Source organism: Cryobacterium sp. PH31-AA6 (assembly GCF_030063195.1).
Lineage (GTDB): Bacteria > Actinomycetota > Actinomycetes > Actinomycetales > Microbacteriaceae > Cryobacterium.
Genome location: NZ_JASISS010000023.1, coordinates 1 through 20,548, shown reverse-complemented (window position 1 = coordinate 20,548; position 20,548 = coordinate 1). Strand labels below are relative to the sequence as shown.

17 protein-coding genes are annotated in these 20,548 nt (G+C 68.9%); 11 read left to right on the top strand and 6 right to left on the bottom strand.

The features are described 5' to 3' along the window. The first annotated feature begins 162 nt into the window (after positions 1-162). The 4 genes from QMG61_RS13825 to QMG61_RS13810 are packed head-to-tail and all read left to right on the top strand — an operon-like array spanning position 163 to position 6,332. Positions 163-1,665 carry a DUF3375 domain-containing protein gene (locus tag QMG61_RS13825; RefSeq protein ID WP_283494911.1) on the top strand — a complete coding sequence of 501 codons (1,503 nt, stop codon included), beginning with the start codon at positions 163-165 and terminating at the stop codon, positions 1,663-1,665. Then, entirely contained in the window at positions 1,658-2,380 is a 723-nt protein-coding gene (locus tag QMG61_RS13820) for a DUF4194 domain-containing protein (RefSeq protein WP_283494910.1), read from the top strand. Before QMG61_RS13825 ends, QMG61_RS13820 begins: the two co-directional genes overlap by 8 nt. Next, on the top strand, positions 2,377-5,757 hold the full coding sequence (locus QMG61_RS13815; RefSeq protein WP_283494909.1) for an ATP-binding protein: 3,381 nt from the start codon (positions 2,377-2,379) through the stop codon (positions 5,755-5,757). Before QMG61_RS13820 ends, QMG61_RS13815 begins: the two co-directional genes overlap by 4 nt. A 17-nt stretch (positions 5,758-5,774) precedes the next feature. After that, entirely contained in the window at positions 5,775-6,332 is a 558-nt protein-coding gene (locus QMG61_RS13810) for a hypothetical protein (protein WP_283494908.1), read from the top strand. Positions 6,333-6,457: 125 nt separating this feature from the next. Here the strand turns inward: QMG61_RS13810 and QMG61_RS17545 are convergent, their stop codons facing one another. The 3 genes from QMG61_RS17545 to QMG61_RS13800 form a co-directional block, all read right to left on the bottom strand. Next, positions 6,458-6,628, bottom strand: coding sequence for a DUF8730 family Cys-rich protein (locus QMG61_RS17545; RefSeq protein WP_502847044.1), 171 nt, complete (start codon positions 6,626-6,628; stop codon positions 6,458-6,460). Positions 6,629-6,712: 84 nt separating this feature from the next. After that, positions 6,713-7,165, bottom strand: coding sequence for a DoxX family protein (locus QMG61_RS13805; RefSeq protein ID WP_283494907.1), 453 nt, complete (start codon positions 7,163-7,165; stop codon positions 6,713-6,715). A gap of 3 nt (positions 7,166-7,168) precedes the next feature. Then, positions 7,169-7,483: a hypothetical protein gene (locus QMG61_RS13800; protein WP_283494906.1), complete on the bottom strand. Its 315-nt coding sequence runs from the start codon at positions 7,481-7,483 to the stop codon at positions 7,169-7,171. A gap of 172 nt (positions 7,484-7,655) precedes the next feature. Between QMG61_RS13800 and QMG61_RS13795 the strand changes: the two genes are divergently transcribed. From QMG61_RS13795 to ligD, 3 genes are all read left to right on the top strand, one after another. Further along, on the top strand, positions 7,656-10,220 hold the full coding sequence (locus QMG61_RS13795) for an ATP-dependent Clp protease ATP-binding subunit (protein ID WP_283494905.1): 2,565 nt from the start codon (positions 7,656-7,658) through the stop codon (positions 10,218-10,220). Positions 10,221-10,306: 86 nt separating this feature from the next. Next, entirely contained in the window at positions 10,307-11,527 is a 1,221-nt protein-coding gene (locus QMG61_RS13790) for an aggregation-promoting factor C-terminal-like domain-containing protein (RefSeq protein WP_283494904.1), read from the top strand. An 81-nt stretch (positions 11,528-11,608) separates the two neighbouring features. Then, positions 11,609-12,628 (top strand): non-homologous end-joining DNA ligase, encoded by a 1,020-nt coding sequence (gene ligD, locus QMG61_RS13785; protein WP_283494903.1) that lies wholly within the window; start codon positions 11,609-11,611, stop codon positions 12,626-12,628. Between the two features lie 16 nt (positions 12,629-12,644). Here the strand turns inward: ligD and QMG61_RS13780 are convergent, their stop codons facing one another. Further along, positions 12,645-13,586 (bottom strand): 1-phosphofructokinase family hexose kinase, encoded by a 942-nt coding sequence (locus QMG61_RS13780; protein ID WP_283494902.1) that lies wholly within the window; start codon positions 13,584-13,586, stop codon positions 12,645-12,647. Between the two features lie 158 nt (positions 13,587-13,744). Here QMG61_RS13780 and QMG61_RS13775 point away from each other — a divergent pair, with 158 nt between their 5' ends. From QMG61_RS13775 to QMG61_RS13765, 3 genes are all read left to right on the top strand, one after another. Further along, the gene (locus QMG61_RS13775; protein ID WP_283494901.1) at positions 13,745-14,584 is read left to right on the top strand and encodes a class I SAM-dependent methyltransferase; all 840 of its coding nucleotides are present in this window, start codon (positions 13,745-13,747) and stop codon (positions 14,582-14,584) included. A 54-nt stretch (positions 14,585-14,638) separates the two neighbouring features. Beyond that, positions 14,639-16,801: a 4-alpha-glucanotransferase gene (malQ, locus tag QMG61_RS13770; RefSeq protein WP_283494900.1), complete on the top strand. Its 2,163-nt coding sequence runs from the start codon at positions 14,639-14,641 to the stop codon at positions 16,799-16,801. 101 nt (positions 16,802-16,902) lie between these two features. After that, positions 16,903-17,325: a VOC family protein gene (locus tag QMG61_RS13765; RefSeq protein WP_283494899.1), complete on the top strand. Its 423-nt coding sequence runs from the start codon at positions 16,903-16,905 to the stop codon at positions 17,323-17,325. A gap of 5 nt (positions 17,326-17,330) precedes the next feature. On the opposite strand, the gene QMG61_RS13760 is transcribed toward QMG61_RS13765, so the two are convergent. Further along, positions 17,331-18,071, bottom strand: coding sequence for a cytochrome c biogenesis CcdA family protein (locus QMG61_RS13760; RefSeq protein WP_283494898.1), 741 nt, complete (start codon positions 18,069-18,071; stop codon positions 17,331-17,333). Then, positions 18,071-18,535, bottom strand: coding sequence for a thioredoxin (locus tag QMG61_RS13755; RefSeq protein WP_283494897.1), 465 nt, complete (start codon positions 18,533-18,535; stop codon positions 18,071-18,073). Before QMG61_RS13755 ends, QMG61_RS13760 begins: the two co-directional genes overlap by 1 nt. A gap of 288 nt (positions 18,536-18,823) precedes the next feature. On the opposite strand from QMG61_RS13755, the gene QMG61_RS13750 reads away from it, so the two are divergent. Then, positions 18,824-20,521, top strand: a complete 1,698-nt coding sequence (locus QMG61_RS13750) for an AMP-binding protein (RefSeq protein WP_283494941.1) — start codon at positions 18,824-18,826, stop codon at positions 20,519-20,521. The last annotated feature ends 27 nt before the right edge of the window (positions 20,522-20,548 follow it).

The window sequence follows — 20,548 nt, the reverse complement described above, 5'->3', positions numbered from 1 at the left end:
TCAGGCGGCATGCCAGTGCCACTGTGACGCCCCGCGTCCGAGCCCCGCGCGGGCGGCACGCCGTTGCGCGGGGGGCGCGCCACCCGCGCAACGGCGCAGACCCCGCCCGGCGGAACGGCCGTCCTCGAGGCCGCAGCGAAGGATGGGATAATCATCCACAGGATGAGTGAAATTGCGGGTGAATTGGCGCGGGTGCGCGAAGCGTTCGACAAACCCACCCTCCGACTGCTGGACCGCAAGTGGGCCCCCTTCGTGTTGGCCGTGTTCCGGTGCGCGTTCAGTCGCGACCGGACCAGCGTGCAGGCGGACCGATTGCACGCCCAGGTCGACGCCTACCAGGCCGACCTGCGTTCGGTCGGCAGCGAGGTGCCGGGCAAGAGCGGGCGCGCCCTCTGCGTGCAGTGGATGAACGACCAGTGGCTCTACCGCGAGACGGGTGAGGGCGACGAGGAGCAGTACTCGCTCACCTCGCACGCCCTCGAGGCGCTGCTGCTGGTGGAGAGCCTGTCTCGGGACCGCGCCCTGATCAGCGAGTCCCGCCTCACCACGATCGTGGATACGGTGCGTCACCGCGCCACCCAGGCCAACCCGGACCGGGCCGAACGCATCCGCCGGCTGGACCAGGAGATCGCCGAGAAGCGCAGCGAACGCGACCGGCTCGCCGCCGGCGGGGAGATCGCGCCGGTTTCGAACGCGGCCATGCACGAGGGGTACGCCAACCTCATCGACCTGATCACCGCGCTGCCGAGCGACTTCAAACGCGTCGAGGAGTCCGTCGCCGGGATGCATCGGCAGATCGTCAACGACTTCCGCAGCGAGGATCGCCCGATCGCCGAGGTGCTCGACGAATACCTGTCGAAGACGGATGCGCTGATGTCCTCGACCGCGGAAGGTCGCGCTTTCGAGGGTGCCTTCACCCTGCTGCGCGACGATGAGCTGCTCGCCGAGCTCAAGAACGACCTCGAAACCATCCTGCTGCACCCGTTCGCCCTCGAGCTCAGCCCGGCCGAGCGCCGCGGCCTGATGGGCACCGTCGGACTGATCCGCACGGGCATCGACGACGTGCTGACCCAGCGAAACGGGCTCACCACCACGCTGCGCGAGCACATCGTCAACCACGACGTCGTGAAGGACCGTGAACTCGAACGGCTGCTCCGCGAGATCAACAAGGAACTCGCGACCTGGATGCAGACCGCCGGACCGCGGGCCACCGTCACCGCCGAACTCATGCCGGGAACCCTGGAGGTCGAGCACCTCCGCGAGCGTTTCTACGACCCGGTCGCCCACCGGCCGCCGCCGGCCCTCGAGGACGTCTCGCTCGATGCACCGGAGCCGCCGAGCCTCGACGAGATGCGGCGGCAGGGCGGACCGTTGCTCGGCGAGATGCGCGACACCCTGGTGAGCGCCTTCGGTCACGAGGGCGCGGCATCCGTCGGCGACGCCTTCAACAGGCTCGCGGCCAGCCGCCGCCGCCCGGTGGAGATCCTGGGCATGCTGCAGATCGCGACCCAGCTTGACGCGGTGAACCGGGCCGACACGGTCGAGAGCTTCGAGACGGTGCGCCCCGACGGCTCCCGCCGCCTCTTCCAGGTGCCCCGCATCACCCTGAGCGACGACGAAACCGCGGCGCTGTCCGCCCTGAACTATGGACCCGAAGATGACTGACGCCTGGACCGACGACCGCGCCGCCGAAGAAGAGCCGCTGCCTGAGGGCGACGTGCACAGCTTCTCCCTGTTCGAAGGAGACGAGGGCGGACTCACCCTTGGCCAGCGAAGGACCCTCGTGCTGCTGCTCAAGCATCGGTACATCTCCGCGGCGCTCCAACCGGTGGAGTGGCGCATCCTGCTCGAGTCGCAGGGCCTGCTGCGGTCGCGCCTGAACGATGTCTTCCTCGATCTGCACGTCGACCTGCACTACGAGGTGGCGTTCAAGCGTCAGGCCGTGGCCGAGGGCGGCGACCGGTTCCCGACCCTCCTGCACGACGTCTCGTACACCAGGGAGGAGACGATCCTGCTCGTGCTGCTGCGCCAGCGCTTCCGCAGCGAACGGGCGAACGGCCACGAGATCGTGATCGTGGACAGGGACAACCTCGTCGACAACGTGGCCCACTTCCGCCCGGAGCAGGCCACCGATCGCTCCGGCGACGCCCGGAGGGCCGCCGCCGCGGTGGAGAGCCTCGCCAAGGCCCGGGTGCTGCTGAAAACCAGCGACCCGGACCGGTTCCGCATCTCCGCGGTGATCGAGGTGCTCCTGCCCGTCGAGCGGCTGGGCGAGCTGCTGAAGTGGCTGGCCGACCGGAACGGCGAGGACCCCGTCGAGGCCGTCGAGGCCGTCGAGCCTGCCGAGGTTGCCGAGTCCAGCCTGGAGGCCGTCTCATGAACGATTCCCCCCTGTTCTACGTCGACGGGCTCACCGAGGGCACGACCCAGTGGCGCGCCGAGTCCTTCCAGATGGTCAACTGGGGTGGCTTCCACGGCCACCACGAGGTGGCCTTCGCCAGGGAAGCCACCCTGGTTTCCGGCGCGTCCGGCACCGGCAAGAGCAGCCTGCTCGACGCGTACCTCGCGCTGATGATGCCGTCGGACACCCCCTTCAACGGGGCCTCCAATGATGCCGGGTCCGGCCGGGCGCGCAGCGTCGACCAGCGCAACCTGATGACCTACCTGCGCGGCAAGACCGACTCCAACCGGATCGCCGGCACCGGAGCGCTGCAGGACCAGGTGCTGCGCGGCGCGGACGCGTCCACCTGGGGCGCGGTGGCGATGACCTTCGTCGACGACAACCAACGCCGTTTCACCGTGCTGCGGGCCTACTTCGTGCCCCGCGGCGCGAACAAATTCGCGGACATCACGATGAAGATGGCCACCACCGACGGCGCACTCGACCTGCGAGACCTGGCTGAGGTCACCGAATCCCGATTCGACAAACGGGCCATGAAGGCCAGGTTCCCCGAGCTGGCCGTGTTCGACACCTACGCGGCGTTCGCCCAAACCCTCTACACGCGGCTCGGCATCGGCGCCAACGGAGAGGGAGGCAAGGCCCTCCGCCTGCTCGCTCGGATCCAGGCCGGGCAGCAGGTCAAGACCGTCGACGGCCTCTACAAATCCATGGTGCTGGAGGAACCCGCCACCTTCGCCGCGGCCGACAAGGCCGTCGACCACTTCGAGGACCTCGAACGGTCATACGGGGCCATGGTCACCGAGGCGCAGAAGGCACGGGTGCTCGAACGACTGCCCGACCTGCACCAAACCTACGAAACCTCGACCGAAAAGGCCGACCTCGTCGACACATTCGGGGTCCACCGCACCGGGGACAGCCCGTTCGTGCTCTGGCAGCTCCAGACCGAACGTGGCCTGCTCGAGGGCGCGGCCGACGCTAACGGCGCCAGGCGCCGCGACAACCAGGCGGCGCTGACCCAGGCCAGGGACACCGAGACGCTCCTCAAGGCCCGGGTCGCCGGCCTCCAGCACCAGCAGCGGGAAAACGGCGGCGACGTGCTCGTGAACCTGCGCAACGACCTCGGCCTGCTCCGCGACAAACGAGACGATGTGGCCGCGGCCCGCGCCAAATTCGACCAGCGCAGCCAGGCTCTGGTCCCGGAAATCGAGAGCCAGGATGACTTCAGCCGGGCGCAAGGTGCTGCGGAGCACTTCCTGGCCCGCTTCACCGCGGGGGAGAAGGAGCTTGACACCGAACGGCTCGCCCTTCAGCGCCGGTCCTACCCCGTCGAGGAACAGATCCGAGCGGTGAAGCAGGAACGCGACTTCCTGACCGGGCGCGAGAGCCTCGTCCCCCAGCACCTGCACAACGCGCGCCTGATGATCGCCGAGGCCGCCGGCATCCCGGCAGCCGAGCTGCCATTTGTGGCCGAACTCATCGACATCGCCCCGGGCGAAGAGGCCTGGCGACAGGCCGCCGAGGTGACCCTGGCCTCCGTCGTGCGGGTGATGCTCGTCGACGAGAGACGCCTCCGTGCGCTCGGGGAAGCCATCGACCCCTTGCGGATCCCGGTCCGGATCCAGTTCGAGGGGGTGGCACTGCAGGACCACCGGGACGTGGACGGTAACGCCCGCTACGTCTCCGGCAAACTCGTCTACAAGGAGTCACCGTTCAGCGGTTTTGTACAGGGCAGGGCGCGGGCCTCCAACCTCGACGCCCTGTGCGTCGCCGACCCCGCCGAACTGGCCGGCGACGGACCACGGGTCACGATGAGCGGCCAGAACCGCAATGGCAAGCGCGGTTCTCACGGTTGGAACGCCGACCAGAAGCCCATCATCGGCTTCACTAGCCGCGTCCGGCTCGACGAGATCACGACTGAGCTCGGCCGCTTGACGGCAACCGCTGACGCCTTCGCCGCCGAGGCAGCCGCCCTGGCCGACCGCCTGGCCACCCACCGCGCCCTTCGCACCGCGCACCAGTTCATCCTCGACACCGCCTGGCCGGACATCGACCTGGCCACCGCCGAGTCCCGGATCCGGGACAAAGAAGCCGAATCGGACCGGGTCCTCGCCGACAGCGACGTTCTCCGCGCGCTCGGCGACGAAGAGAAACGCCTCAGCCTCGAACTCGAAGCGGCGCAGAAACAGAAGCACGCGGCCGATGCCAGGGCCCAGACGCTCCGCACCGAACAGACCGAGATCGTCGACCGGCAGGATGCCGTCAGCGACCAGCTCGACCGGATCGGGGCCGCGGAATCCGTCACCCTCACGGATGAGCACGCCGCTCACCTCGATGCCCAGTTCGCCGCGGTCGGAGACCACGGCGACCTCGCCGCGTTCGACGGCGCGGTCAAGCGCCTGCGGGAGAGACTCACCGAGCAGAGCGCGCAGGACCGAAGCACTGCCGCGAGCGCCAGGGATTCCCTGCTACGCATCTTCGAGACCTTCCAGAGCCGCTGGCCGGACCCGAACATCGGCGTGTCCCTCGACTCCTACACGAGTTACCGCGACATCCTCGACGCCGTTTACACCCTGGGGCTGCACGAACGGCGGCAGGAGTGGAAGCGACGGCTCTCCGCCTGGAGCGGCCAGGACCTGGTGCCCCTCATCGGCGCGTTCAACACCGCGATCGAGGAAATCGAGGACCGGCTGCAGCCGATCAACGAGATCCTCACCACCCTGCCGTTCGGCGCAGGTCGGGACCGCCTGAAGATCTCCCTGCGTCGCCTGCACCGCGACGATGCGACGGCGTTCCGCACCGAGCTCAAGCTGCTCTCCTCCGGTTCAACGGAGGAGTTCACGGACGAGCAGACCGAGAGCCGGTTCTCCCGGCTACAGGCCTTCATGGGCCGGATCCGCCGACCGGAAGACGGTTCCCGCGCCGAGTCCCAGCGTGACCTGCTGCTGGACGTGCGAAAGCACGTTGAGATCACCGCTGTTCGGATGACGCCGGATGGCGTCGAGGTCAGCACCTACTCCTCACTGGGCGGCAAGAGCGGTGGCGAGTCGCAGGAGCTGGTCGCGTTCGTGGTCGGGGCCGCGCTGCGCTTCCAGCTCGGCGACGAAAGCCGCACCCGGCCGAGGTTCGCGCCGGTCTTCCTCGACGAGGGCTTCGTCAAGTCCGACTCGGAGTTCGCGGGCCGGGCCGTCGCCGCGTGGAAGGGGCTGGGTTTCCAGCTCATCGTCGGCTCGCCGTTGGACAAGGTCACCGCGCTGGAACCGCACATGGAACTCGTGCTGTCGATGACCAAGAACAACAGCACCGGGTACTCCTACATCACCCCGCTGTCGTCCGCGGTGCCAGTAGGCTCGATTTGATCTGATGAGGAAGTGACGTGTCGAAGGTTGCGGCGATGGTCGACGAGGGCCTCTTCATCGCGCTGTCCGCCGTGCGCATGGCGGTGAAGAACGAGATCATCATCGGTGTTCTCCGGGAGCACGCCGACTACGATTCCGAGACGTATGCGGACGCGGCCCGCAGCGAACTGGCCGTGTTGATTCGCCAGAACGACTCCTATGCCAGGCGGGTGCGCCGCCTCCGTAAGGCGCTCACCCGGTCCAGATGGACCACGGACCTGACCGAGGACCAGCACGCCGACATCAACCAGCTCCGGCTGCGGCGGCGGGTGCACGAGAAGCTCTCGGTCGCACTCCGGGCCGTGGCCGAGGACGATCGGCACGTCGCCCGCCTCGTCGAGCGGGCGCAGCGCGCCGCCAGCGATGAGATTCGCCAGGCGGTGTCGGCGAAGCTGCTCAGGCTCGCCATCGACGGCCGGGACCCGGAATACCAGGACCGGCGGGCCGCCCGCACCGAGGTGTTCGTGAGCATCGACCTGGCCGTGCTCAGGCTCAGGCACGAGGAGAAGACCGGCTCGGCGGACAGCGACTACTGACCCGGCCGCGGCGCTCGTGGGAACGCCGCGGCCGACTCTGTCTGAGACCGGCTCTGTCTGAGGCCGGTCTGAGGCTGGCTCTGACGCCGGTCTGAGGCTGGCTCTGACGCCGGTCCAGGGCCGGCTCAGCGGCCGGAGAACAGCCGGGAGAAGAACCCGCCCTTGGCCGGTTCATCGTTTTCGTGCCCGCGGCAGCGCTGGGCGCTGGAGACGCCCCGCATCACCTCATTGACGTGCTGACCGCACCCGGCCCACGTTGTCTTACCGCACTTCTTACACGTCACTTGTCGGCACATCCGATGCTCCCTCTCGTTCAGTTGTCACCTCACGATACCCCATGGGGTATGTGGATTCCTGACATCCGGGTGGGAATGTCGATTTCAGCGCGGGGGAGTCGCCCGCCGGGCCCGCCAGTCGCGCCAGGCCCCGGTGGACCAGAGCGCCCAGAGCACCAGGAGCGGCTGGAAGGCGAGGCGGATACCCCGGCTCAGGTCGGAGTTGAGCCCGAACGAATCGGTGCCGGTTGCGAACTGGGAGATGTTGCCGGGGAAGACGGCGACAAAGAACGCGGCGACGATCCAGCCCACGAGCACGCGCCGCCGGGCCAGGGCGATCAGGGCCGCCCCGAGCAGGATCTCGACCACGCCGGAGGCGACGACGACGAAATCGCCGTCGAGGGGCAGCCACGGCGGCACCTGCGCCAGGAACGCCTCCCGGTTCCAGCTCAGGTGGCTGATCCCGGCCAGGAGCAGGAATCCGCCCAGAGTCCACCGGGCGATTGTTCGGGGGAGTGTGGTTCGGGTGCGCCCACCGTCGGCGGTCTGCCGGGTCATCGTTCAGGACCGCCCGGCGATTGCGGTGGCGACCTCGGCGTCGGTGCGGGCGTTGAACACGCCCCACATGATGTGGGTCGGGCCGCTGCCGTCGCTGCCCGGCGCAGCCGCCCGGCTCGTCCACCGGTTGGCGAGGGCCGCGGCACCGAGCTCGGTCAGAGAGGCGGCGATGACGCTCTTGCGAAGCTTGCCGGCGATCACGCTGCCGTCGGGCGCGAGTCGCCAGCCTCGGTCGCTGGCGAGCACCTGGCCGATCTCTTCCTCGGTCAGCCAGCGCGAAAAGCTCCGTGCGGGCGGTTGGATGTCGGTGAGCTTCATCGTGTCCCTCGTTCTCCGATGTCGAGCAGGTGTGCCCAGTCCACCACACTCTTCCGACGCCGGGATCGCGCCCGGGCATCACGACGGATTCAGAGGAAACCCGGGGAATGAAATCAGAAGGCCAACGTTAACTTGAGTCAAGGCCACTCAAGTTTCACCATCAGGAGGTTCCATGCCTACATTCTTTGGTCCCGCAGGGCCGGACAGCGGGTCGTTCGACGAGTTCATTGCCCGCTACCTGCAGGGTCAGCGCGCCGCCCAGTCCGCGCGTCCCATCGACATCACCCGGTTGCTCAGCCGTCGCACTCACGAGGTGCTCGCGCAGGCCGCCCGATTCGCGGTCGACCACGGTCACTCCGACGTCGACGTGCTGCACATTCTGCGGGTCATGACCGAGCAGGAACCGGCGGCCGGCGCCATCCGCCGGGCGGGGTCCGACCCCGCCTCGATTGCGAAGGCCGCCGAGCAGCGTCTTCCGGAGAAGTCCGAGTCGCCGGCCGAGGTCGATCCCTCGTTGACGCCGTCGGCTCAACGGGCCCTGCTCGATGCCTACCAGGTGGCCCGTGCCTTCGGGTCGACCTACATCGACCCCGAGCACCTGTTCTTCGCGTTCGTGGTCAACCAGGATTCACCGGCCGGTCAGGTGCTCGCCGCAGCCGGGGTGACCCAGGAGTCCCTCCAGTCCGGTGCGGGCACGGCAGAGGCCGGCCCGACCTCCGGAAGCCAGCCCCAGACGGCCGTGGAATCAGACACCCCGATGTTGGACACCTACGGCACCGACCTGACCCAGCGCGCCCGCGACGGAAAGCTGGACCCGGTCATCGGCCGGTCCGACGAAATCGAGCAGACGATCGAGATCCTCTCCCGTCGCACCAAGAACAACCCGGTGCTGATCGGCGAGGCAGGCGTGGGCAAGACCGCGATCGTCGAGGGGCTGGCCCAGGCAATCGTCGACGGTACGGTCCCCGAGCAGCTCAGGGAGAAGCGCGTGATCGCCCTCGACCTGCCGGGCATGCTTGCCGGAACCCGGTACCGCGGCGACTTCGAGGAACGCCTGACCAAGACGATGGAGGAGATCAGCGCGCGCACCGACGAACTGATCGTGTTCATCGACGAACTGCACACGGTGGTCGGAGCGGGCGGTGCCGGCGATGGCGCGATGGACGCCGGCAACATCCTGAAGCCACGCCTGGCCCGCGGTGAACTGCACGTCGTCGGCGCGACGACCCTGAAGGAGTACCGCACGGTCGAGAAGGACCCGGCGCTCGAGCGACGCTTCCAGCCCGTGCGCGTCGGGGAACCGAACATCGACGATGCCGTGCAGATTCTCGCCGGTCTGCAGGGCCGATATGAGGAGCACCACGGGGTGCGCTATACCCCGGCCGCGATCCGCAGCGCCGTGGAGATGTCGGCGCGCTACATCACCGATCGCTTCCTGCCCGACAAGGCCATCGACCTGATCGACCAGGCCGGCGCGCGGCTGCGCCTGAAGCTGGGCTCCCGGCCCGATCCGGCCCGGTTGTCCGAGCGGCTCACGGCCCTGGAGGCAGCCAAGGCGGAGGCCGTTGCGGCCGAACACTACGAGGAGGCATCGACGTTGCGAGACGAGGCGGAAGCCCTGCAGGGCTTGATCGACTCGAACGCCCACGACGGCCGGGCCTCCGCCACGGTCGGGGACGAGGCGGTCGTGGACGAGGCCGAGATCGCCGAGATCATCGCCAGAGCCACGGGCATCCCGGCCAGCCGACTCACCGCCGGCGACCGTGAACTCCTGGCCAGGCTCGAGGACGACCTGCACCAGCGGGTGGTCGGTCAGGATGACGCGGTGACCGTGATCGCGAAGGCGGTGCGGCGCAATCGCACCGGCATGGGTGACGCCCGGCGGCCGGTCGGCAGCTTTCTGTTCCTCGGGCCGACCGGTGTCGGCAAGACCGAGCTGGCCAAGGCGCTCGCGGAGTCTCTCTTCGGCGACGAGAACGCCATGCTGCGCTTCGACATGAGTGAGTTCAGCGAACGACACACCGTGAGTCGGCTCGTCGGGGCTCCTCCCGGCTATGTCGGCTACGACGAGGCCGGCCAGCTGACCGAGCGCGTTCGACGCAACCCCTACTCGGTGGTGCTGCTCGACGAAATCGAGAAGGCGCACCCCGACGTGTTCAACCTGTTGCTGCAGGTGCTCGATGACGGTCACCTCACGGACTCCCAGGGCCGCACGGTGGACTTCCGCAATACGGTCGTGATCATGACGTCGAACCTCGGTTCGGAGTTCCTCGCCAGCCGCAGCGGAGCTCTGGGATTCACCGCCGACGGCGACGGCGACGGCGCCGGCAACGGCTTCGGCTCGGAGAAGGCGCTGCGTGACCGGGTGATGAGCAAGCTCCGTGAGGCCATGCGGCCGGAGTTCCTCAACCGGATCGACGAGATCGTGCTCTTCCGCAAGCTCGACCAGACCCAGCTGCGCCGGATCGTCCGGCTGCTGCTCGGCAAGACGGAGGATCGTCTCCGGGCCCAGGGCATCGTCATCACGGTGACCGACGAGGCCGTCGACTGGATTGCCACCCACGGCTACCAGCCGGAATACGGCGCCCGGCCCCTGCGGCGGGTCATCCAGCGCGAGCTCGACGACCGGGTCGCCGACCTGCTGGTCGCCAACGAGCTGGAATCCGGTGGCGCGGTCATGGTCTCCGTCGACGGCGAGGGCCTCCGGGTCGAACGACCGATGGAGCTCGTCGGGTAACGGGTGGCGCCGGGGCAGCAGTCCGCCGCCCCGGCGCCGAACTAGACTCGACTCGAAGACCGCTCGACGACAACCGGGGGAGACGCGTGCGCACGACACTGCGGATGCTGGGCGCGGCCTCCGTGCTCGCCCTCTGTATCGCAGCCGTGTCACTTCCGGCCCGGGCCGACGAGACCTATCCGAGCTGGGCCGACGTCGAGGCGGCACGGAGCACCACGGCGACGACCGAGGCCGCGGTCGTGCGAATCACCGGGCTCTTGTCGGGACTGGAAGCCACCGCCGCCGAGCTCGGCGACGCGGCCGTCGTCGCCAACGGCGCGGCCGCGGAGGCCCAGGCGGCATCCGGCACGGCCACCGCTCAGGCGGCCCTGCTCGCCTCGAGGCTGACCGTGGCCACCGAGAAGGCGTCCGCGGCGAATGCCCAGCTGGGACTGCTCGGGGCGCAGCTCTACCGGGCCGGGGCCACCGGGATCGTCACCCGGCTCTTCTTCTCCGCCGACGGTGGCACCGACCTGCTCTACCAGCTGGGCGTGACCACCCGCCTCGGCGAGGCGACCGCCGGCATCCAGCAGCGCGCGCTGACGCAGGCCAATGCCGTGCAGAGCATGGAGAAGCAGGCCGCCGCGGCCGCCACCGAGCGGGATCGGCTGGCCAGGACGGCGACGGCCAGGGCGACCGCCGCCGCGACAGCCCGGCAAGCCGCCGACGATCAACTGGCCGCGCAGACCGCGACGTCCGATGTGCTGGTCGCCCAGCTCGCCAGCCTGAAGAACTCCACCGCGGAGACCGAACGGTCGTACCTGGCCGGTGTCGCCGCCGATGAGGCGTACAAGCAGCAACAGGCGCAGGCCGAGCGGGCCGCGGCGGCAGCGCGAGCCGCCCAAGCCGCTGCCGCACAGGCAGCCGCAGCCGCAGCAGCAGGGCAGGGCTCCGGGTCCGGAGGATCGGTCGCCGCTCCCGCCACCGGTTCCGCCACCGCGCCGGTCCCGGGAGTCGTCGTCGATCCGGCCGGTGCCCGCGCCTACGCGTCGTCCGCGGTGTCCGCACGCGGCTGGGGGCAGGGCGAGTACAGCTGTCTGGTGTCGCTCTGGAACCGGGAGTCGGGCTGGCGAGTCGATGCCTACAACGCCGGCAGCGGGGCATACGGCATTCCACAGTCCCTTCCCGGCAGCAAGATGGCCTCGGCGGGCGGCGACTGGCGCACCAACGCCGCGACGCAGATCAACTGGGGCCTGGGCTATATCGCGGCCCGGTACGGCGCGCCCTGTGGGGCGTGGGCGCACTCCGAGAACGTCGGCTGGTACTGACCGCTTGGCTCGCTGGAACTCGGTGAGGGTGACGGACCGCTTGCCGATGCCGACCCTGGTGTTTCTGACTAGGTTGTCCGCATGGGAAGCGAAGCCATCGTCCTCACCGTGCCCGGAGATGTCGAACGGGAGGTGCGCCTGTCCAGCCCCGGTCGGGTGCTCTGGCCCGAGAGCGGGACCACCAAGCTCGACCTCGCCCGCTACATCATCGACGTCGGCCCGGCCTTCATCCTGGCCAACGGTGGACGGCCGGTGACCCTGCAACGGTTCCCCGACGGTGTCGACGGGGAACACTACTTCTCGAAGAACCCGCCGCGGGGTGCCCCCGACTACGTGCGCTCGGTGACGGTCGTCTTCCCGAGTGGGCGATCGCATCCGCAACTCGTCCTCGAAGAGCCGGCCGCGGCCGTCTGGGCGGTGCAGATGAACACGGTCGTCTTCCACCCCTGGGCCTCGCGCGCCGACCTCCCGGACAACCCCGACCAGTTGCGGATCGACCTCGACCCGCAACCCGGAACCGACTTCGCCGATGCCGTCTCCGCCGCGATCGCCCTACGATCGGTGCTCGAGGAGGCGGGACTGACCGCGTTCGTGAAGACCTCCGGGAATCGCGGGCTGCACGTCTTCGCCCCGATCGAGCCGACCCACGAATTCCTGGACGTGAGGCACGCCGTGATCGCGGCGGCGCGGGAACTCGAACGGCGGATGCCCGACCGGGTCACGACGAACTGGTGGAAGGAGGAGCGCGGAGAGCGGGTGTTCGTCGACTACAACCAGGCCAACCGCGACCGAACGATGGCGGGCGCCTACAGCCCGCGGCCGCTCGCCCACGCACCCGTGTCCTGCCCGCTCGACTGGGCCGAGCTCGACGACGCCGACCCGCGAGAGCACACCATCGCAACGGTCCCCGGGCGGCTTCGCACCGTAGGCGACCCCTGGCAGCGGATGCACGACCGGCCGGGAACGATCGACGTGCTGCTGGGCTGGTGGGGCAGGGACCGGGAGGCGGGCCTGGGCGAGCTGCCGTTCCCGCCCGAATTCCCGAAGATGCCGGGGGAGCCGCCCCGGGTGCAGCCGAGTCGGGCGCGCCGCGAACCGTGACCCGCCCGACGCCGGGTCAGTCCGGCAGTGCGGCCAACTGGGCCTCCAGTCGCTCCATGTCCACGCGTCGGCACAACTCCGTCGCCGGGGTCATCGCCGTCGCGCTCCCGGCGGCGACGGCCGCGCGGAAGGCCGCTCGGGCATCCAGGCCCTGCGCCATCCGCAACACGAACGCCCCGAGAAAGCTGTCGCCGGCCCCGACGGCGCTCAGCACGGTGACCTGAGGCACCGGCAGACGGATGACGCCGGCGGCCGAGGCGAGCACGGCACCGGCTTCGCCGAGCGTCAGTGCCACGAACTCCGCCGCACCCTCGGCGACGAGGGCGGCGACCGCATCGACCTGGCTCTGCTCGGTGTCGAGTGCCGACCCGACATGTGCCGCGAGTTCGCTCCGGCTCGGTTTGACCAGGAACACGCCCTCGGCGAGCGCCGCCGCGAGTGCCGGGCCCGAGGCGTCAATAATGCAGCGGGTGCCGTGCTCGCGCGCGATCCGGGCAACCCTGGCGTAGAAGTCATCCGGTACCCCGGGCGGCAGGCTGCCGCTGGCCACCACGTACCCGCCGGCCGGCATCGCCTCGGCGACGAGGGCGAGGCAGGCGCGCCATTCCGGCTCGCTCAACTCCGGGCCCTGCAGCACGAACCGGAACTGATTGCCGGTACCGGTCTCGTCGACGGTGAAACTCTCGCGGGTGCTGCCCTGGATCGGCACCACAAGCGTTGAAACGTGCTCGGCCTCGATCAGATGCCGGTACGCCTGGCCGGTGGGTCCTCCCGCCGTATAGATGGCCTGAGCGCGACCGCCCAGCCGTTGCACCACCCGTGCCACGTTGACGCCGCCGCCACCCGGGTCGAGACGCGACGCACCACAGCGCATCTTGTGTTCGCTCATCACCCGTTCGGTGGACGTACTCACGTCCAGGGCCGGGTTGACCGTGAGAGTGAGGATCGGCTGGACCATTGCTGGCCTTGAGGCTTCCATCACCCCAGCGTAGAGTCCCTGTCGCATTCGCTCGGAACGGTTGTAGTTTGTGATCAATCGGTGGCGGATGGCTGACCCGGTCAGGGCGGCGGGTAGAACCGCACCGGGTCACAGCGGCGTGGCGGAAGGAAGAGACCATGGATCCGGAACTGGAATCGGAACTGGAATCGGAACTGGAATCGGGCCCGGTGCTGGAACGGTGGGAAGAGGGCGGTGCCTACGACCGGTTTGTCGGCCGCTGGAGTCGCCTGGTCGCCCCCGAGTTCCTCGACTGGCTCGGACTCCCACCGGGTCGACGCTGGCTCGACGTGGGCTGCGGCACAGGGACCCTGTGCCGCGAGATCTTCGACCGGTGGTCTCCGGCCCAGGTGACGGGTGTCGAACCGTCGGAACCGTTCCTCGCCGCAGCACGGGAGAACCTCGCCGGCCGGGCTCTCCTGCTCCACGGCCTGGCCGAGGCCATCCCTCTGCCCGACCAGGCGGCGGACGTGGTCGTATCCGGCCTGGTGCTCAACTTCGTCCCCGATCCGCGGTCCGCGCTCGCCGAGATGTGCCGGGTCGCGACGCCGGGCGGCACCGTCGCGGCATACGTGTGGGACTATTCCGACCGGATGGAGCTGCTCCGGTATTTCTGGGACACCGCAGCCTTGTTGGACCAGGCGGGCGAACGGTTGCACGAGGGCACCAGATTCCCGTGGTGTCGGCCGGAGGGGCTGCGGGAACTCTTCGCTTCCGCCGGGCTGGCCGACGTGGAGGTGAGGTCCATCGACATCGACACCCCGTTTGCCGACTTCGACGGCTACTGGGGGCCGTTCCTCGGCGGCCAGGGCGCGGCTCCCGCCTACCTGATGTCCCTCGACGAGCATCGACGGGACTACCTGCGGGAAATACTCCGCGCGCGTCTCCCGATCGAAGCGGACGGCTCGATTCCGCTGTCGGCCCGGGCTTGGGCGGTTCGGGGCACCGTCCCCGACTGAGCGGCAGCGGCGGCGGCATCCGCGGCTGCGCACGCTGGGCCGTAGAGTGGGGCCATGAAGCGCGCTCAGACCGACGGACAGACATCAGCGTTGCTGGAACTGGCACAGGCACACGGGGTGGACACCTCGTTCCGGGGTTGGGACGGTGTGGAACGGACCGTTGCCGAGCAGACACTGCTCGGTGTGCTCACGGCGCTGGGTGTTCCCGTCGGCACGCCGAAGGAGATCGAGTCGTCGCTGGCTGAGCAACGGAGCGCACCGTGGCGTCGGCTGCTGCCTCCCACTCTCGTCGCCCGCGAGGGCAGTGAACTCGAGGTCCCGGTGCACGCCGGCGCCGGCACGGCGGTCACGGTGACGGTTCTCGCCGAGGACGGCTCTCGGCATCCGGTGGCGCAACGCGGCGGGTGGAGCGCAGCTCGTGACGTTGACGGACGCCAGATCAGCCGGTCGACCTTCGTCGTGCCGGACACCCTTCCCCTCGGCTGGCACACCCTGGTGGCCGAACACGACGCGGAGACGGCCAGGAGCACCCTCGTGGTCACCCCCGAGCGCCTGCAGACCACCCAGGCGCTCGCCGGACAGCAGGACTGGGGTCTGATGGCCCAGCTGTATTCCGTGCGGTCTACCCGGTCCTGGGGGATCGGTGACTTCGCCGACCTCGCCGACCTGGCCGCGATCTCCGGCGCCCAGTACGGCGCCGATTTTGTGCTGGTCAACCCGCTGCACGCCTCGGAGCCTGCCCCGCCGGTGGAACCGTCCCCATACCTGCCGTCCACCCGGCGGTTCTTCCACCCGCTCTACATCCGGGTCGAGGACGTCCCCGAATACGCGTACCTGCCCGCGGACTCCCGCACGGTCGTCGAGGACCTCGCCGCACTCCTGCAACCGGCGAACCTGGCCACCGACCGGCTCGACCGGGATTCGTCGTACGAGGCCAAGCTGATCGCCCTCGAGCTCATCCATCTCGTGCGGCGCAGCCCGGCCAGGGAAGAGCAGTTCGCGCTCTACCGCCGGGATCAGGGCCAGGGGCTCGAGGACTTCGCTCTGTGGTGCGCGCTGACCGAACGATTCCCGGCGGACTCAGCCGAGTGGCTGACCGAGCCGACCGGCCCGCGGGGTTCGTTCGCCGGCAAGCACCGGGAGGAGCTCGCCGATCGGGTGACGTTCCACTGCTGGCTGCAATGGGTGTGCGACCATCAGCTCGAGACCGCGCAACGGGCGGCAACGGATGCCGGTATGGGCATCGGCATCGTGCACGACCTCGCCGTCGGGGTGCAGCGTCACGGCTCCGACGCCTGGACCCTGCGTGATGTGCTGGCACAGGGGATGACCGTCGGCGCTCCGCCGGACATGTTCAACCAGATCGGCCAGAACTGGTCCCAGCCGCCGTGGCACCCGGGTCGGCTGGCCGAATCGGGCTACGCCGCGTATCGCGACATGCTGCGTAGTGTGCTCCGTCACGCCGGCGGTGTGCGGGTCGACCACATCCTGGGGCTTTTCCGGCTGTGGTGGATCCCGGAAGGGGCCGGTCCGGGTGACGGCACCTATGTGCACTACGACCACGAGGCGCTGATCGGGATCCTGGCGCTGGAGGCCCAGCGCGCCGGGGCGATCGTGATCGGCGAGGACCTCGGCGTCTTCGAGGGTTGGGTGCGCGAGTACCTGGCCGAGCGGTGCATCTTCGGCACCTCCATTCTCTGGTTCGAACGCCACGACGGGGTGCCGTTCGCCCCCGAGAGCTACCGTCAGCAGTGCCTGACCAGCGTGAACACCCACGACCTGCCCCCGACGGCCGGGTACCTCGCCGGCGACCATGTTGCCTTGCGCGAATCCCTGGGCCTGCTGGGGCGCCCGGTCGAGGAGGAACGCGCCGCGGACGCCGAGGAGAAGGAGGCCGTGCTCGCCCTCGTCCGCGAGCGGGGGCTGCTGCCTGCCGCCGGGACGGACGCCGGCATCCAGGAGACGGTGGAAGCGCTCTACGCGTTCACCGCGCTGACGCCGTCGTCGCTGCTGGGGGTGGCCCTGGTCGACGCGGTGGGCGAGCGTCGAACCCAGAACCAGCCGGGAACCATGAACGAATACCCCAACTGGCGGATTCCCCTGGCCGGACCCGACGGGGAGAGCGTCCTGATCGACGACCTACCCGGCAATACACGGTTCGCGTCGCTGATCACGGCGATGACGCACGCTCAGGACGAGAAGACGCCCGGTCGCTGACGAGGGGCCGGCTCCCGGCCGAGGGTGAGGTCTGCCCTCGCGCATCCGCCCCGCGTGGTCGATAATCCTTGCAGGAATTCACCGACCGAGGAGAGCAGATCATGACGACGCGTCTGAACCCGTACCTGAGTTTTCGTGACACGGCCAAGGAAGCCATGGAGTTCTATCAGTCGGTTTTCGGCGGAACCCTGACTCGCAGCACCTTCGCGGAGTTCGAGGTCAGCGAGGACCCGGCCGAGCAGGACAAGACCATGCACGCGATGCTGTCGACCGAGGGCGGCCTGACGCTCATGGCCGCCGACACACCGAGCGGAATGGAGTACACGCCGGGCACGAACTACGCCGTGTCCCTGAGCGGCGACGCGGCGGACGAGTCCGAGCTGCGCGGCTTCTGGGACAAGCTCTCCACCGGCGGCACCGTCACGCTACCGCTGAACGAGGCGCCGTGGGGCGACAGCTTCGGCATGTGCGTGGACAGGTTCGGCGTGAGCTGGATGGTCAACATCGCCGGGAGTCCGGCCTAACCGGCTCAGGGATGCAGGAGCCCCTCGAGCCCGGCAACCGGGTCGTACCAGCCGAGGTCGAGCACGAGCGTCTGTAAGGCCTTGTCCAGGCCGAACAGCACGCCGATCCCCACAACAATGAAGACAACCCCGATGGTCCTCCGGAACCATCCCGACGGGTTGGCGAGCCAGCCCAGGCGCGTGGCGAACGACCGGCCGAGGTACGCCACGAGCATCAGCGTGCCCGCGAGACCGGCGGCGTAGACCGTGATGTAGAGCAGCCCCTCGCCGAAGGACACCGGCAGCACGGTCGCGACGATCAGCGCGTAGGTGGGGCTGCAACTGTTGAACACCGGCCCGAGCGCGGCGCCGGTGACGATGTCCCCGCCCAGGGACTGGCGCCCGATCGAGGCGTCCAGAGCGCGGTTGCTGCGGTTCTGCAGCCGGAGGGCGCCCGAGAGTCGCTCCCACACTGCCGGAAAGAGCAGGTTGAGGCCGAGGAGCATCACGATGCCTCCGGAGATCACCTGCCACACCTGCGGCGGAACGCCCAGCAGCGCGGTGGTCGCCTTCAGGATCAGCGTGAACGCGATCACGCTGAGGGCGAGCGAGGCGGCGATGACCAGAGGGCGCAGGCGTGCCCGACGTGGGTCGGCATCCTCGCTGACAATGGATCCGCCGACGATCACGGGCAGGAGCGGGAGCACGCAGGGTGCCGCAACGGTCAGGACACCCGCGGCCAGGCTGACCAGGAGCAGACCATCCACTACGGGGCCGCCGCCACGAGTGCGTCGAGGCTCGGGTCCTCTGAGAGCACCTTCTTGCCTAGTTCGGCGCCGTCGTCGTCGACGTAGACCACGGTGGTCTGCAGGGTGACTCCGTACTTCTGCCGGAGGTCGGTGGAGTTGTCGAAGTCGACCTTGATGATGGTCAGGCCGGCCGGAATCGGCCCCGCAATGATGTCCTTCTCCAGCGCCCGGCAATTCGGGCACCAGGAGGCGTGGAAGAAGAGCACCTTGGTGCCCGCGGTCTTCGCAATGATTCCGTCGGAGTACTCTACGTAGGCTCCGGCGGACGTTCCCGGGGTGACCGGGGCGGTGGCGGCCGGTTCGTCGGCCGCGGAGGCGGCCGGGCCTCCTGGGGCGTTCGTCTGGCCGCCGGCGCATCCGCTCACCGCCACGATCAGCCCGATGGTCAGGGCCACCGTGGCCATGGTCTTGTGCATGTTCATCGGTATCCTTCGGTCACGGCTCTCACCGAGCTCTGAGTCTGCGCTTCCATTCCTATTGTCTTCGACGCTGCTCCAAACAGGTCTTACGGCCTGCTTACGGCTCCCGCCCGCCCGCCGGCCGACCCGGTGGTCGCCGACCCCGTGGTCGCGCGTGTCGAGCCCGGCCCGAACAGCCACGGCCGACCCGGTGGCGCCCGAGTCGTAGAGTGAATGGAACGCCTGACGGCAGTTCAACCCGATTCATGCAGTTCCGGGCATTCGAAGTTGAGGAAGATTGAATTCGTGACCATCCCTACGAGCACCAGCAGCTTTCGAGACGCCCGGGACCAACTCCTGCGCCTGCGCGAAGGGCATGAACGGGCTTCGGCCGAGTTCGCCTGGCCCGAGGTCGGCACCAGCTTCAACTGGGCAACGGATTGGTTCGACGTCATCGCGGACGGCAACGACAAGACCGCGCTCTGGATCGTGGAAGAGGACGGTCGCGAACTCAAGGTCAGTTTCGCCCAGATGTCCACCCGATCCGACCAGGTGGCGCTCTGGTTGATCGCGCGCGGTGTCAAGCCGGGGGACCACGTCATGCTGATGCTGGGCAACCAGGTGGAACTGTGGGAGCTGATGCTCGGCATCATGAAGGCCGGCGCCGTCATCCTGCCGACGTCCACGGTACTGGCCGCCGGTGACCTGGCCGACCGGGTGCGGCGCGGGGGAGTCGACCACGTGATCGCCAATACTGGCGACGCCGGCAAATTCGCCGAGGTCGAGGGCGACTACTCGCGCATCTGCGTTGGCGAGGCGGTTGACGGCTGGGCGCATTACGCCGATGTCGACCTGGTCGCACCGGGCAAGACCACCGTCACCGTGGCATCCGACGACCCGTCACTGATCTACTTCACCTCGGGCACGACCAGCAAGCCGAAGATGGTGGTGCACACGCAGACCTCCTACCCGGTCGGCCACCTCACGACCATGTTCTGGATCGGGGTGCGCCCCGACGACGTGCACCTGGCGATCAGTTCGCCCGGCTGGGGAAAACACGCCTGGAGCAGCTTCTTCGCGCCGTGGATCGCCGAGGCGACCGTGTTCGTGTACAACTACGCCCGGTTCGACCCGTTCGCCCTCGCCGACCAGCTGCACCGCGCCAAGGTCACCACTTTCTGTGCGCCGCCGACCGTGTGGCGGATGCTGATCCAGTCCGATCTGGGCGCCAAGCCGGAGGGACTGCGCGAAATCCTCTCGGCCGGTGAACCCTTGAACCCCGAGGTGATCAGCCAGATCCAGCGCGCCTGGGGCCTGACAATTCGAGACGGCTACGGCCAGACCGAGACCACCGCGATCGTCGGAAACGCCCCCGGATCCCGGCTCAAGGCCGGCTCGATGGGGCTGCCGCTTCCCGGCGTCCGGATCAACCTGGTCGACCCGATCACGGGGGAGGTGATGGACGAGGGGGAGATCTGCCTCGACCTCTCGGAGACCGCCGTCAACCTGATGGCGGGTTACCACGGAGACCCGGAGCGCACGGCCGAGGGCGTGCGCGACGGCTACTTCCACACCGGCGACGTCGCCAGCCGCGACAGCGACGGTTACATCACGTTCATCGGGCGCACCGACGACATCTTCAAGTCGTCCGACTATAAGGTGTCACCGTTCGAGGTCGAGAGCGTGCTGCTGGAGCATCCGGCCGTTGCGGAGGCCGCGGTGGTGCCCGCGCCGGACGACACCCGGCTCAACATCGCGAAGGCGTACATTGCCCTTGCCGCCGGTTGGGAGTCCAACGGCCAGACGGCCCTCGAGGTTCTGCGCCACGCCCGCAATGGGCTCCCTCCCTATATGCGCGTGCGCCGGGTCGAATTCTTCGAACTGCCCAAGACCAGCTCGGGCAAGATCCGCCGGGTCGAACTCAGGATGCGTGAGGACGCAGCGGCGGCGACCCGCACCCGCCTCCCCGACGAGTGGCGCGACGACCAGTTCCCCGAACTCAAGCGCTGACCCGCCCCCGCTATCCCGCGAAAGTTC